The sequence below is a fragment of the Lachnoclostridium sp. An118 genome (genome assembly GCF_002160985.1).
GTDB classification, from domain to species: domain Bacteria; phylum Bacillota; class Clostridia; order Lachnospirales; family Lachnospiraceae; genus Claveliimonas; species Claveliimonas stercoravium.
The window spans coordinates 280,896-294,141 of the sequence record NZ_NFLQ01000001.1 but is presented as its reverse complement, the minus strand read 5'-3'; the positions used below and the strand labels follow the sequence as shown (position 1 = coordinate 294,141).

Here is a 13,246-nt window from a genome sequence, read left to right as displayed (position 1 = left end):
ATCCCTCCCGGCCGCAAGGCCCATACTAGCTTTCATACTTTATTCAATATTCTCGTCATCCAGCCTGTGGAAATCCCGGTTGTTCCCAAACACGTGGATCAGGGGGATGACCTTGATAAAGCAGTCGTAGTTCCCCTCCTTGATGAACTCCCGAAGCTGCACATACTCCCTGGAGTTGCACACGCAGCTCATCTGCACCTTGGGCTCCTTGGAGTAGCCCCCCATGGCGTCGTGGTAGATGGTCACGCTCTTGTGGATGGTATTGATGACAAAATCCTCTATCTTCTCCATATTCTTTCCGATCATCTGCACATCGTACAGCTTGGGCCCCAGGTTGAACACCACGTAGTTCATGCTGTTCACATAGATGAGCTGCCCCGCGAAGGCGTAGGCCAGCTGATCCAGGCTGAAGGCCAGGGTCATGAAAAGAAGGATGATGACCTCCTCAAAGGAGTAGATCTTCTTCAGCTCTGTGGACTTCCATATGGTCTTCTTCAGTATCTTCGCCACTGTGTCGTCCCCGCCGTAGGAAAATCCGATGCGGTAGGGAATGCCGATGCCCACGCCGTAGAGGACCCCGAACGCCGCCAGGGCGATGAGCTTCTCCTCGAAGATGATCTGCACGTCCACAAAGCTCAGCACCCACAGGACCATGGGATATAAGATGGAAAGGATGACAATGTTGGACGCATCCTTCTTTCCCAGGGTCAGCCAGGTGATGACCAGGATGATAATGGTGATGGCGTAGTAGATAAGCGCATAGTTAATACCCGTGAAATGTTCAATGGTCATGGAAATACCTGTGATCCCGGGAGCAGCAAGGCCGTTGGGTATCATGATCCAGTTGGTAGAGATACTGCAGCACAGACAGCCCAGTATCAGAAGAAACGCTTTAAAAACCGGTGATTTTCTCATGGTGCTATGAACAGGACCCCCGCATCCTGCCTTCCTCCTCATCTGTAATGATATACCTTTCTTCCATGTTATGCTGAACCATTCTCTTTGTCAAGATGGGCGCTTTTCCATTTCCTGATATTTTCCAGCCTTTCTGCCACCTGCCTCTCCCGGCCCTCCCCGGTGGGATGATAGTAGGTGGTCCCCCTCATGGACGCAGGGAAGCACTCCATGGAAGTCAGCTTCTCCTCTCTGTCGTGGGCGTACTCGTAGCCCTTCCCGTAATCCAGCTCCCTCATGAGGGATGTGGGCGCATTGCGGAGCTGCAGGGGCACCGGCTCCGCCCTCCCCGTCCGCACGTCCCTCTTGCAGGCCTCGCAGGCTGTATAGAGGGCGTTGGACTTGGGTGTCATGGCCAGATACACCGCCGCATGGGTCAGGTGCACATCACACTCCGGCATTCCCAGGAAATGACAGGACTGGTAGGCGGCTACCGCCACCTGCAGGGCCTGGCTGTCCGCCATCCCCACATCCTCGCTGGCAAAGCGTATCAGTCTCCTTGCAATGTACAGGGGATTTTCCCCTCCCTCCAGCATCCGGCACATCCAGTAAATGGCCGCGTCCGGGTCACTGTTGCGCATGGACTTGTGGAGGGCGGAGATCAGGTTGTAGTGCTCCTCCCCTGTCTTGTCGTAGAGGAGGGACTTCCTGCTGATGCACTGCTCCATCCCCTCCCGGGTGACCAGGATGCCGTCCTTTCTTATCTCTCCGTTTAATACCGCCATCTCCAGGGTGTTCAGCGCCGTCCTGGCGTCGCCCCCGGCAAAGGCGGCGATGGCCCGGAGCTGTCCGGTCGTGATCTGCACGTTCTGCCCGCCAAAGCCCCTGGGGCTTTTCAGGGCGTTTTCAAGGAGCCGCAGCAGGTCCTTCTCCTCCAAAGCCTTCAGCACGAATACCCGGCATCTGGATAGAAGAGCGGCGTTGATCTCAAAGGACGGGTTTTCCGTGGTGGCCCCTATGAGGATGATGCTGCCCTTCTCCACATAGGGGAGGAAGGCGTCCTGCTGGGCCTTGTTGAACCTGTGGATCTCATCCACAAAGAGAAGGGTCCTCCTGCCTGCCCTGCGGCTCATCTCCGCCGCCTCCATCACCGAGCGTATCTCCTTTATTCCGCTGGTGACTGCGCTGAAATTGATGAACTCCGCATTGGTCCGTCCGGCTATGATACTGGCCAGGGTCGTCTTTCCCACACCCGGAGGGCCCCAGAATATCATGGAGGAGATCTGGTCCCTCTCTATGATCTGCCGGAGCATCTTCCCCGGTCCCAGCAGGTGCTCCTGTCCCACAAAATCAGCCAGCGTATCCGGCCGCAGCCGGTTGGCCAGAGGCGTCATCTCCTCCCTCTGGTCAAACAATGTCATCTGTTCCATATTACAAACTGTCACCCCGATCTTCTCATCTGTCTTTTTGGATGCTTCTCTATACACATCATATCAAACATGTGTTCGCATTTCAACAGTGACTTATTCTCCTTCGACAAAATGCGCACTTTCTCCATCCCGGCACATATGATGTAGAGAAGAGGATTTTCCAACATCACAAGAAACGGAGAACAACTATGGGTATCACAAATTCCAACAAAGAGATCAATCTGTCACAGATCGACTGTGACGGCACACTGAAGGTCACTCTGGCCCTCTCGGCGGTGTCGCTCTTTGACCCTCTGTCCGCGAACGCCAAGGTGATCGTCATGTTCACAGACGGCAAGACCACGGCCGGGGCCCCGCCTGCCCCTGTGGCCGCTGCCGCCAGGACCGCGGGAGTCATCATCTACTGCATCGGCCTCATCGGCGCGGACGGGATCGACGTCAGCGTCCTCAATGACTGGGCCACTGACCCGGACGCCTCCCACGTGGCTGTCACCCCAGATGACGCGGATCTGGAGGACCTTTTTGCCGACCTGGCCGCCAACATTTCCAGGCCCGGCGCCACCAGCATCGTCATCAACGAGACGGTCAACCCGGACTTTACCATTGTGAGCGTCGGCCTTCCCACCAAGGGAACCGCCACAGTGCTCAGCCAGACTTCCCTGCGCTGGGAGATCCCGGCCCTGGTGGTAGCGGGAAACGAGGGGGCTTCCCTTGAATTCTATATCCGGCACACAGCACTGAGCGCCGGAACAAAGCTGGTGAACCAGTCCATCACCTACGAGGACACAGAGCAGAATGCGGTCACCTTCCCGGACCCGTCCGTGGAGGTGAGCTGCGGCATCATCGTGGACCCGGAGCCCTGTCCCGAGCCGGCAGACATTGCCTTCGAGAGCTGTCAGGACTCCCTGACCGTGGACCTGGGAGATACCTGGCTGGAGTCCCAGGGGCGCATCCTCCAGCTGGATGTGACTGTCAAAAATGTCTGCCCCGGAAAGCGGGTGGCCCTCGGCATCATCCTGACCGAGACAGACACGAACGGTCAGGAACACCCACGGGGCATGAAGGCCATCACGATTCCCGCCCACTACGCTCCCACCTGCCGGGACGTGACAGTCAAGTGTGTCAGATTCGTCCTGCCGGAGGATCTGAACGTCTCCGGAGGCTGCCCCGACTCCCTCTGCAGCCAGGGCCGAAAAGAGGAAGATGAATACCGTGTTGAACATGTTGACAAGAGAGACGCCGGAGACCGCCGCCTCACCGGCGTAGCTCACCATGAAGGTGTCTGCCACCCCCACCAGCACCTCCAGGAGCTGCTCCAGAAAAAGGGGCAGGATCAGTATCTTCAGGTCCCGGTTGGAGAAAAGCTTTCGCTCTTCCGGAAGGCCGGCCTTTGGTTCTGTTATCTTCATCAGAAATTGTTTCAAAGCATTTCACCCCGCCCTCCATTATAGCCTCCTTGCCTTTTCCCTGTCGAATACCTGCTCTTCATACCTTCCAATGCCTGGAAGGCATAAGGAACGCCCGGGAAAGGCGCTCTCCTCTCCCGGGCGTTTTCTATTCCTATACAGTTCTTCTGTTCTGCTGCCGCAGGAAATCTGTCACCGCACAAAATTGGTGTGCAGTCCCTCTTCCTTCTCCGGCAGCCCGTACTCTTTTTTGCCCAGGGCAATGCTCTTCATGAGGAAGGACATGTTCCTGGCCAGGGTCCGCATGGTCTGCAGTCCCTCTGCATCTTCCAGCGCCTCCCCGGGCATCTGGCCGTGGACGCTGTTCCAGTACTGGCTGGAGGCCACCGGCATGCCGCAGATAGTAAAATATTTGTTCAGCTCGTCAAAGGTGGCGGACAGGCCTCCCCGTCTTGCCACCACCACGCTGGCTCCCACCTTCATGGTCTTGTCAAAATGCGTGCTGTAGAACAGACGGTCCAGGAAGGCGATGAGAGTGGCGTTGGCGGAAGCGTAGTACACCGGGCTTCCCACCACAAGGCCGTCGCACGCCTCGAATTTCGCCGCCGTCTCATTGACAAAGTCGTCAAAGACACATTTTCCTGTGTTGTGGCAGGAGCGGCAGGCGATGCAGCCTCTTATATCCTTGTTTCCGATATGGATGATCTCCGCCTCCATCCCTTCTGCGTCAAATACCTTCTTCATCTCCTCCAGGGCAGCAGCCGTGTTGCCCTTGGCGTGAGGACTTCCGTTGATCATTAAAACCTTCATATTCTTCTCTTCCTCCGCTTTCCACATATGCTAATCCGCGTTGCTGGCCGCGATCTTCACACGGCTCCACAGGTCGCTGATGATCTTCTTTGTGCTCTCGTTGTAGACAAACACCTCATCGTTTTCATTGTCCGCTCTGGGGATGTAGGCGTTGATGCCCTCGTAGTCGCCGCCCTCCCCGGACAGCACCTCCATGACCTCCTGGTTGGCGGAGGTGTAGCCCACGTAGCTGGAGTTGTCGTAGGCGCCGTCGTAGTCGCTGGCAAAGTTGATGAACGCGTGGGCCAGATCCGGATTTTTCGCGTTCTTCGGGATGACCATGGCGTCGGACCAGAGGTTTGTGCCGGTCTCCGGCATGTAGTAGCCCATGTCCTCATTTTCCGCCATGACATAGGTGGCGTCTCCGGAGTAGATCAGCCCAAGTGCCTTCCTTCCCTGTGCCATGTTGTCGATGATCTCATCTGTGACGATCTCCGTGTCCATGGTCTCCACGCACTGCACCAGCCAGTCATAGGCCTCCTGCAGCTCCGCCTCGTTCTCCGTGTTCATGGAGTAGCCCAGAGCCTTGAGGGCCATCATGAAGGAGTCCCTCTCTGAGTCGTACAGGTACACATCTCCCTTGTACTTCTCGTCCAGGAAGATGTTATATCCCTCCTGTTCCAGGTCCTCGATATCCACCTTTGTCTTATCGTACACGATTCCCACCGTACCCCAGAAATAGGGGACAGAGTAGTCATTGTTCGGATCATAGGGCAGCCCCAGCACCTCATCGGAGAGCTTGTCAAAGCAGTCCAGCTTGGATTTGTCCAGCTTCTGCAGGTAGTCCTCCTGTATCAGGCGCTGGATCATGTAGTCGCTGGGGACAAGGATATCGTAGGACTCTCCGTTTGCCACCTTGATGTACATCTGCTCATTGGAGTCAAAGTTCTCCATGACCACCGTGGCTCCGGTCTCCTCCTCAAAATCGCCGATGATATTCTCGCCGGTGTACTCTCCCCAGTTGTAGATGTGGAGGGTCTGTCCCTCAAAGGGCCGGTCCCCGCCGGCTCCCCCTCCTGCGCGGAAGGCAAAGAGGCCGATCACAAGGGCGCAGCACACGGCCACAGCCGGAACAAACCTCCTGCGCCTTCCCAGCTCCGCCTTCCTGCTCCTCCTGGCCGCCAGGACGGGGGCCACGTTGATGACGATGAGCACGATGGTGATGATCACCACCACAAGGGTGGACACGGCATTGATGCTTGGATTGACCCGCTTGCTCATGGTGTAGACCACAATGCTCAGGTTCTTCACGCCCCGGCCGGTCACAAAGTAGGAGATGATAAAATCATCCACAGACATGGTAAAGGCGATGAGGGCGCCGGAAAGGATGCCCGGGGTGATCTGGGGCACGATGACCTTTGTCAGAGCCCTGAATGGGGTAGCCCCCAGGTCCATGGCCGCATCCGCCAGGTTCGGGTCCAGAGACCGGATCTTTGGCATAACGGACAGCATGACATAGGGGATACAGAAGGCGATGTGGGCCAGCAGCATGGTCATGTAGCCCTTCTCCACATTAAAGGTGATAAAGAGGAGCATAAAACCGATGGCTGTCACGATCTCCGGGTTCATCATGGGCAGGTTGTTCACCTGCTCCATGATATTTCGCACGATCTTCCTTGAGCTGGAAAGTCCGATGGCCGCCACTGTGCCCACCACCGTGGAGACAAGCGTGGCAATGATGGCCACGCTGAAGGTGGTGTAGAGGGCCGTCATCATATCGCTGGATTCCATCATGTGCTGATACCAGCGCAGGGAAAAGCCTGTAAAGCTGGTCAGCGATTTCCCCTCATTGAAGGAGAAGACGATCATGTAGAGGATGGGAAGATAGAAAAATGCAATCGCCAGGATCATCAGGATCTTCCCGAAAGGACGCCTGTTCTTTTTCATGCTCTCTCCCCCTTTCCTCCCTGGTTGTGTATCTCAATCTTGCGCACCGCCATCATGAGCAGCATCATGATCACGGCCATGATCATGGAGATAGCGCTTCCGAAGTTCCACTCACCGACGGTGATAAACTGGTTCTCGATCATATTTCCGATGAGGAAATACTGTCCGCCGCCCAGCAGCTTCGGGATAAAGAAGGAGCTGACCGCCGGCAGGAACACCAGGGTGATGCCGTTGATGACGCCCGGCAGGGACAGCGGGAATGTCACCCTCCTGAAGGTCTGCACCGGGCTGGCTCCCAGGTCCGCGCTGGCCTCCAGAAGGGAGTAGTCCATCTTGGACAGGGACGTCTGGATCTGCAGGATCATAAAAGGCAGAAAATTGTAGACCATGCCAAGGAGCACGGATCCTTCCGTGTAGAGAAGCTCCACATCCCCGAAGCCGAAGAGGCCCAGTATCCGCTGGATGATGCCCCCCTCGCTGAGAAGTCCGATCCAGGCGTAGGTCCTCACCAGCATATTGATCCACATGGGAATGGTAATGCACAGGATCAGTATGTTCTGCACCTTCTCCCGGCTCCTGGCGATAAAGTACGCCACAGGATAGCCCAGGATCAGGCAGATGATGGTGGTCTTCACAGCGATCACAAGGGAGCGCCACAGGATCAGGAGGAAATCCGGATCCGTGAAGAACTTCACATAGTGTTCCAGTGTAAAAGAAAAAGATATGATGCTGTTTCCCGGCTCCATGAAGGAGTACATGGCGATCAGCGCCATGGGGAGCACCAGCATCAGCGCGGCCCACACAATGTAGGGCACTGCCAGTGTTGAAAATCTTTTCATCTAAAATACCTCCCTGGACATAACGTGGATATCCTCCGGGAAGAAGGTGAGTCCCACCTCCTGTCCCTCCTGGGTGTAGTCTGTGGTGTGTATCTTGAACTCCCGGCCTGTGGTGGAGAAGGTGATCTGGTAAACGCCCTCCTTCACGTTCTCCGGCTCGAAATCGTAGTCTACGCTGAGGTCCACAGACTCGTCCTCGTTGCTCAGCTTCCAGCCCTGGGCGCCGGCCCAGGTCTTCAGGTCCGTGTCCAGAGCCTGGGACTCTGTGATCTCATCCACAGTCTTGAAGAAGTTGAAGGCCATGACGCCCTCGTTTGCCTTCTCGTTCTTGACAAAGGGCTGGTCCACCACGTAGATGGTCTTCTCGATGCTGGTGCCGCCTGATGTGGTGAAGGTGACCGGATATTTTCCTTCCTCCTTCTCCAGGCTGTACTCCACCTTTGCGATGGAAATGTACTCGTCCGTCTCCGGGTCCCAGGCCTGGGCGTTGGACAGGGCGATGATCTCCTTGTCGTCCAGTCCCTCCACATCGTCGATATCCACATAGAAGTCGTTTGCGCTGATCATCTCCTTGCCGTCCTCGCTCTTTACATCCTGGTTCCTTATGACGCGCATGTTGACTGTCACACTGGTACCGGGCACGGTCTCCACCATGATCTCATAGTGGACTCCCTTGAAGAGCACGCTCAACACCTCGCCTGTCATCTTGCCGTCCTTCACATCCACGATGTCGATATCCTCGGGACGGATGACCACGTCCACCGGCTCGTTCTCCTTGAAGCCAAAATCCACACAGTCAAAGGTGATGTCGTCAAAGCGCACCTTGTAGTCCTCCGGCATGACTGCCGGGATGATGTTACTCTCCCCGATAAAGTTGGCCACAAAACGGTTGGCAGGCTCGTTGTAGATATCCTGGGGACTGCCCACCTGCTGGATCTCTCCGTTCTTCATGACCACGATCTTGTCAGACATGGTCAGGGCCTCCTCCTGGTCGTGGGTAACAAAGATGAAGGTGATCCCCACCTCCTGCTGGATCCTTTTCAGCTCGTACTGCATCTCCTTTCGGAGCTTTAAGTCCAGGGCTGCCAGTGGCTCGTCAAGAAGCAGGACCTTGGGCTCGTTTACAAGGGCCCTGGCGATGGCCACCCTCTGCTGCTGCCCGCCGGACAGAAGGGTGGTATTCTTGTCCTCAAAGCCCTCCAGGCCGATGAGCTTCAACATCTTCATCACCTTCTGGTCGATGACGTCCTTGCTCATCTTCTTGATCTTCAGCCCAAAGGCGATATTTTCATACACACTCAGATGGGGGAAAAGGGCGTATTTCTGGAACACGGTGTTCAGCTCCCTCTCGTAGGGCGGCTTTTTGCTTATCTCCTCCCCGTCAAAGATGACAGAACCCTCGTCCGCATCCAGAAATCCTCCCAGGATCCGCAGCAGGGTAGTCTTTCCGCATCCGCTGGGCCCCAGCAGGGTGACAAATTCATTTTCGTATATATCAAGGTTGATCCCCTTCAGAACGATCTGTCCGTCAAAATTCTTTACAATATTGCGGAACTCTATCAGTTTTTTCTCTTCCATCTCACTTCTCCTTCCTGTAAGAACTTGCTAAAACATGGGCGGCGTGGTGATCCAGAGCACTCTGGCATCACTGCTGCCATGGTTGTACAGATAATGGCTTGTGGTCCCGTCCAGGTAAAAGGTCTCCTTTGCCTTCACCCTGTACTTCTTGCCTCCCTGTACAATGGTCACGCTTCCCTTGAGCACATATCCGAATTCCTGCCCCTGGTAGGCGGACATGACCTGGCTCTTTTTGCGCGGGTGCAGCGTCAGGATAATAGGCTCCATCTGGTTCTTCTGGGCATTGGGGACGATCCACTCGATGGTGCAGTCCTCCTGCTCATCCACAAAGAAATCCTCTGTCGGGAAGACGATCTGCTTTTCCTCCTCCTCCCGGAAAAATTCAGACAGACTGCTGCCCAGGGCTTCCAGGATATCCTCCAGGGTGGCGATGCTGGGAGTAGTAAGATTTCGCTCCACCTGGGACAGGAATCCCTTTGTCAGCTCGCTCCTGGATGCCAGGTCTCCCAGAGTCAGGTCGTTCTGCAGACGAAGTTCTTTCAATTTTTTTCCAATATCCACCTGTGCGCCTCCTGTTTTCTAATACTATACTTTTCGTTAAAAATTAATGAACCTTCTCTATTATACATAGGTCTGTCGGAAATGCAATAGGTTTTGACGAATTTTTATCTTTTCTGTCTGCTCTCTGTGAAGGATTTTTCCCATCTGCCTGACCTGGCGGGGCGTACCCTCATCAACTCTGACGGGGATACGGTAGATTTAGATGTAGCAAGATCAGATATCACATATGTATACTCTTCCAATATGTATATTGCATTCTCAGAAAGCATATACTATAATGCCATTAGGCTAAAAGATACAAATATTCCAAGAGGAACACGCAAAACGAAAACCCCGGAGGTGTGCCAGACCTCCGGGGTTTTCTATTCCGTTTTTGTGGCGGCTTAAACCACAGGCTGGTTATCGGCTAATTGTCGCTGTCCAGCCATTTTCCTTTCTTAAGCTTCCAGCACGCTCTTCCTTCCGGCCGCCTTCTCTTTCCTCTCTTTCTTCCCCCTCACAGGCTCGCCGTTCTCCCCCTCATAATCTCTGCCCCATCCAGTGATGACAGAAAAGAGGAGGACAAGGAACAGCATCATGCTGTAGAACATGCTGCCTCCCACCTGTGTAACAGTGAGGGGCGCTGCCATGTCGTAGCCCTCTGTCAGGGAGGTGCCTATAAATACAAACACGCTGAGGAAGGGAACATTCAGCACAATGGCGTTGGCGAAGCCGTCCAGCAGGTTGGCCCGGCGGTAGGGATGGAGCCCGGCCCGCCTGCCGATCTCATTTTGTATCTTTCCAAAAGTCGCCATGGAGGCGCTTGTCACCCCGCCGAAGATAAGGGTGGTGACGGAGATGCCAAGCATCATGGCCACCTCCGCTCCCCTCGCGCTCTTTCCGAGGCGGCTCGACAGGATTGCCTCCGCGATACGGTCCAGAACGCCTGCCGCAGTGAGCACACCCATGATGCCGTACACGGAGAGCACCAGCACCACCGTGGCCATCATGCCGCTGATGCCGTCTGTCAGAAATCCTGCGGGAACGCCGTCCTGGATAGAGATCACATCAGCAAACGTGAGGAGCCTGGACCCCAGGCCGATCGCTGTTCCCAGGAGGATGCCGGCTGTGATGGCTTTGTAGATGTTCCTTGTCTTCACCGCAAGCACCAGCATGACTGCCACAGGTATGAGCATGATCAGGGTAGCCGGGTTCCTGTTTCCTGCCAGTATCTCCTCTCCTCCTGCCCCTGCGGTCCCGCCTCCGCCGGACACCCAGAACAGGACAAAGGAAAAGGTCGCAGCTACAAGGGAATATTTCAGGCGGGTGGACACGCATCCTCCTACATCCGCCGTTCCCGGCCGGTTCCTGTACTCCTGGGTCCCGGCTGAGATGATGGTGGTGTCCGAGATGGGCGCCAGATTGTCTCCGAAGATAGCGCCGCCCACGATGGCCCCGGCCAGCACCGGCGCATTGCTCCCCAGCAGGATGCCTGCCGGATAAAAGATGGGGAAGCAGGTAAACATGGTCCCCAGAGAGGAGCCGGTGGCAGTGGCTATGACGCAGACAGCAAAAAAGGTAAATGCCGTAAAGAGCCCGCCGCTCACATGGAAATAATCTGCCAGCCATACAAAGCCGGAGGAGATATCAGCCGCCTTTATCATGGATGCAAACATGCCGATGATGAGAAGGAGGATACCGATGGGCACCGCCTCTTTGGCCCCCTCATAGACAGCCTCCCAGAAACGGTCATACTGTCCTTTTTTCACAAACATGGCCCCCGCGAGAAGCCCCACAAAGGCTCCCATGGCCAGCGCATACATCTCAAATGCCTTAAAGACGACAAAATAGAGGATGCAGAAAAAGAGAAAGATCGCAACCGGAAGAAAAGCCATGGCCCATCCGCCGCGAAATTCCAGTCTTTCTTTTGTCTGCGTGTTCTTCTGCTGCTCCATAAAAATACCTCCTTCCTTTTTACTCTTCCTCACTCAGGTTCATCCACATGATGCTCCTGTACTTGGACCCCACGGTCCTCTCCTGTTGGAAGGGCTCGCCCTCCACTGTGGGGTACTGCTTAAGGAAGCTCCGTATCCTCTCTATATCTTCCTCAGAGAGCTCAAAGGAGAATATCCCCATATTAGCCTCCACGTGGCGGCTGTTCCTGACGCCGATGATGGCGGCTCCCACGCCCTCCTGGCTCAGGATATACCGGGATGCCACCTGGGAGATACCTACGCCGTATTTATCAGCGATGTCCTTCAGTATGAGGAGAAGCTGCTGATACCCGTCCCAGCCGAGGGAGTCCTCGATGACCTGCATGTATTTCACCTGGGACCTTGTCTCCGGCTCCTCCATCTTCTTCCCGATCCATCTCTCCGCCAGAAATCCGCCGGACAGGGTTCCGTAGCAGAGCATGGGGATGTGATGCTGCTTCAGGTAATCCAGATATCCTTTCTCCGGCCTTCTGTCGAACACAGAGTACTGGGTCTGGCTTGTGACCACAGGAATCCCCGCATCCACCAGCTCTGCCAGATGAGCCGTGTCGAAATTGGTGACGCTGATGTTGCGGATCTTCCCCTTCTCTTTCAGCCTGCACAGATATCCGGCTGTCTCCACGCATCCCGGCACATCGTAATCCCACCAGTGGAACTGCACCATGTCCAGTACATCCCTGTTCAGCCTCTTAAGGCTCCTGTCAATGATCTTTTCCGTGTACTGGAAATCCACTTTGTCCAGCATATCCAGGTCCGGTACGTATTTCGTGTGTATCTGGATGTCTGCCGGGGAGACGCCGCTGCCGTTTTTCAGCTCCAGCACGAATTTCCCCAGGAACTCCTCCACCCCTGTGTAGATGTCGCCGCAGTCAAAGGTGGTAAATCCTCTCTCGGCAAGCATGTGGAAGGCCCGCATCACATCGCCAAAATCCAGATCATTCTTGATGGTGTGCCCCTCAGAGAGCTGCCAGCACCCGTTGATCACTCTGTTTATCTTATAGCCGTCTGTAAGTTCGATCTTCTCTGTCATAGTCTGTCTTCTCCTTTTTTGAGTCCTTTAATCTTCCCCTCTGTACAGAGGTTCCACTGTACACTCGCCGTGACTGAATTTTCTCTTCCCGATGCGGGTGATCTTAAATCTCGCCCCGCAGTTCGGGTCCGGACAGGCAATGACGCTGTCCGAGAGCATCCAGTCGTTCTGATCCAGCACCCGCTGCTTCGCAGGCAGCAGGGGGAGCAGCGCGCTCAGGGCGTACATTGAAAAGGAATTGTTTTCCGGAAAGACAAGATTTTCTCCTATCACCAGAAAATGATCTCCTTCCTTATGGCTGCACACCATGGGCTTCTCTGACCCGATCACTTCCACCTTCAGGTCATAGAGCATAAAGCTGTCATCCATTTTCTCACCTCCAGACTGTCTTCCTAGTGCACCCGGCTGACAGATTTTCTGCAACAGTGGAGCCCGAAGGGCTTTCCTGTAAAATAAAAAAACCCGTCCTTGAAAACACTTCAAGGACAGGTAAAAACCTGCGGTACCACCCTGTTTGACAAATCATATATGATATGCCCACTCTGCCGGAATGCCATCACATCCCTGGCCCTCTAACGCTGGCCTTGCGTCTCGGCTACTGGGAAGCCGCCCGCAAAAACTGTTCAGATGCAGACCTCTTCTTTTCACTTCGCCCTCCGGGGCCCACTTACTGCCACTGACGTCTCTTCGGCTTCCACCATCCCGAATTCGCTGCAGACCGTTTGACAATACAACTTCCCCGTCTCCGGTTTATGGTAGTAAGTATAGCACCGGACATACTTGTCTGTCAATTTGTTTT

Annotated in this window: 9 protein-coding genes and 2 pseudogenes; 1 reads left to right on the top strand and 10 read right to left on the bottom strand. The window is 55.0% G+C overall.

Translation table 11 applies throughout. The features are described from left to right. Positions 1 to 39 precede the first annotated feature (39 nt). Together B5E62_RS01410 and B5E62_RS01405 are read right to left on the bottom strand one after the other, a co-directional pair. A complete protein-coding gene (locus tag B5E62_RS01410) occupies positions 40 to 915 on the bottom strand; it encodes a YitT family protein (RefSeq protein WP_087172962.1) in 876 nt (291 codons plus the stop codon). Between the two features lie 68 nt (positions 916 to 983). Further along, positions 984 to 2,324: a replication-associated recombination protein A gene (locus B5E62_RS01405; protein ID WP_087172961.1), complete on the bottom strand. Its 1,341-nt coding sequence runs from the start codon at positions 2,322 to 2,324 to the stop codon at positions 984 to 986. Positions 2,325 to 2,512: 188 nt separating this feature from the next. On the opposite strand from B5E62_RS01405, the pseudogene B5E62_RS17610 reads away from it, so the two are divergent. Continuing rightward, positions 2,513 to 2,839: pseudogene (locus B5E62_RS17610) on the top strand (VWA domain-containing protein); the annotation flags it as partial. Positions 2,840 to 3,922: 1,083 nt separating this feature from the next. Here B5E62_RS17610 and B5E62_RS01395 read toward each other — a convergent pair. The 8 genes and pseudogenes from B5E62_RS01395 to B5E62_RS01355 form a co-directional block, all read right to left on the bottom strand. Beyond that, positions 3,923 to 4,540 carry a flavodoxin family protein gene (locus tag B5E62_RS01395; RefSeq protein ID WP_087173035.1) on the bottom strand — a complete coding sequence of 206 codons (618 nt, stop codon included), beginning with the start codon at positions 4,538 to 4,540 and terminating at the stop codon, positions 3,923 to 3,925. Positions 4,541 to 4,570: 30 nt separating this feature from the next. After that, positions 4,571 to 6,466, bottom strand: coding sequence for an extracellular solute-binding protein (locus tag B5E62_RS01390; RefSeq protein ID WP_087172959.1), 1,896 nt, complete (start codon positions 6,464 to 6,466; stop codon positions 4,571 to 4,573). Next, positions 6,463 to 7,305, bottom strand: a complete 843-nt coding sequence (locus B5E62_RS01385) for an ABC transporter permease (protein ID WP_087172958.1) — start codon at positions 7,303 to 7,305, stop codon at positions 6,463 to 6,465. Before B5E62_RS01385 ends, B5E62_RS01390 begins: the two co-directional genes overlap by 4 nt. A gap of 498 nt (positions 7,306 to 7,803) precedes the next feature. Beyond that, a pseudogene (locus tag B5E62_RS01380) lies at positions 7,804 to 8,883 on the bottom strand (ABC transporter ATP-binding protein); the annotation flags it as partial. A 27-nt stretch (positions 8,884 to 8,910) separates the two neighbouring features. Next, entirely contained in the window at positions 8,911 to 9,444 is a 534-nt protein-coding gene (locus B5E62_RS01375; RefSeq protein ID WP_087172956.1) for a helix-turn-helix domain-containing protein, read from the bottom strand. 437 nt (positions 9,445 to 9,881) lie between these two features. Further along, positions 9,882 to 11,378, bottom strand: a complete 1,497-nt coding sequence (locus tag B5E62_RS01365) for a Na+/H+ antiporter NhaC family protein (RefSeq protein ID WP_087172954.1) — start codon at positions 11,376 to 11,378, stop codon at positions 9,882 to 9,884. Between the two features lie 19 nt (positions 11,379 to 11,397). Further along, the gene (locus B5E62_RS01360) at positions 11,398 to 12,447 is read right to left on the bottom strand and encodes an aldo/keto reductase (RefSeq protein WP_087172953.1); all 1,050 of its coding nucleotides are present in this window, start codon (positions 12,445 to 12,447) and stop codon (positions 11,398 to 11,400) included. Positions 12,448 to 12,474: 27 nt separating this feature from the next. Then, a complete protein-coding gene (locus B5E62_RS01355) occupies positions 12,475 to 12,816 on the bottom strand; it encodes a TIGR04076 family protein (RefSeq protein ID WP_087172952.1) in 342 nt (113 codons plus the stop codon). Between the last annotated feature and the right edge of the window lie 430 nt (positions 12,817 to 13,246).

Coding starts and splice junctions, on each gene's coding strand:
- B5E62_RS01395 (WP_087173035.1), bottom strand. CDS start 4,540: ATGAAGGTTTTAATGATCAACGGAAGTCCTCACGCCAAGGGCAACACG.
- B5E62_RS01390 (WP_087172959.1), bottom strand. CDS start 6,466: ATGAAAAAGAACAGGCGTCCTTTCGGGAAGATCCTGATGATCCTGGCG.
- B5E62_RS01360 (WP_087172953.1), bottom strand. CDS start 12,447: ATGACAGAGAAGATCGAACTTACAGACGGCTATAAGATAAACAGAGTG.
- B5E62_RS01385 (WP_087172958.1), bottom strand. CDS start 7,305: ATGAAAAGATTTTCAACACTGGCAGTGCCCTACATTGTGTGGGCCGCG.
- B5E62_RS01410 (WP_087172962.1), bottom strand. CDS start 915: ATGAGAAAATCACCGGTTTTTAAAGCGTTTCTTCTGATACTGGGCTGT.
- B5E62_RS01365 (WP_087172954.1), bottom strand. CDS start 11,378: ATGGAGCAGCAGAAGAACACGCAGACAAAAGAAAGACTGGAATTTCGC.
- B5E62_RS01355 (WP_087172952.1), bottom strand. CDS start 12,816: ATGGATGACAGCTTTATGCTCTATGACCTGAAGGTGGAAGTGATCGGG.
- B5E62_RS01405 (WP_087172961.1), bottom strand. CDS start 2,324: ATGGAACAGATGACATTGTTTGACCAGAGGGAGGAGATGACGCCTCTG.